This is a genomic window from Citrobacter sp. Ct235 (assembly GCF_030332305.1).
GTDB classification, from domain to species: domain Bacteria; phylum Pseudomonadota; class Gammaproteobacteria; order Enterobacterales; family Enterobacteriaceae; genus Citrobacter_A; species Citrobacter_A telavivensis.
Genome location: NZ_JAOWIC010000025.1, coordinates 1 through 466 on the forward strand (window position 1 = coordinate 1; position 466 = coordinate 466).

Genomic DNA, 466 nt, shown 5'->3' on the forward strand with positions numbered 1-466 from the left:
TAGGGGAACCTGCGGTTGGATCACCTCCTTACCTTAAAGAACCTGCCTTTGTAGTGTCCACACAGATTGTCTGATGAAAATTAGCAGTAAAAAATCTCTGCAGGCTTGTAGCTCAGGTGGTTAGAGCGCACCCCTGATAAGGGTGAGGTCGGTGGTTCAAGTCCACTCAGGCCTACCAAATTCCTTCTGATACTGCGTTGCGGCAACGCTCACATACTGATGTATGCTTCGCGTTACCACGCCTTGTCTCAGAACGAATTAAGGTTGATGAGATTAACTACGATGGGGCTATAGCTCAGCTGGGAGAGCGCCTGCTTTGCACGCAGGAGGTCTGCGGTTCGATCCCGCATAGCTCCACCATATTTACTGCAAAACCCAAGAAAACTTCAGAGTGTACCTGAAAAGGTTCACTGCGAAGTTTTGCTCTTTAAAAATCTGGATCAAGCTGAAAATTGAAACGACACAC

Annotated in this window: 2 tRNA genes; both read left to right on the forward strand. The window is 47.6% G+C overall.

Annotated elements, in window-relative coordinates:
* Nucleotides 1–101 precede the first annotated feature (101 nt).
* A tRNA-Ile gene (locus OGY35_RS01085) sits at nt 102–178 on the forward strand.
* 106 nt (nt 179–284) lie between these two features.
* Nucleotides 285–360 (forward strand) — tRNA-Ala (locus tag OGY35_RS01090).
* Nucleotides 361–466: the final 106 nt, after the last annotated feature.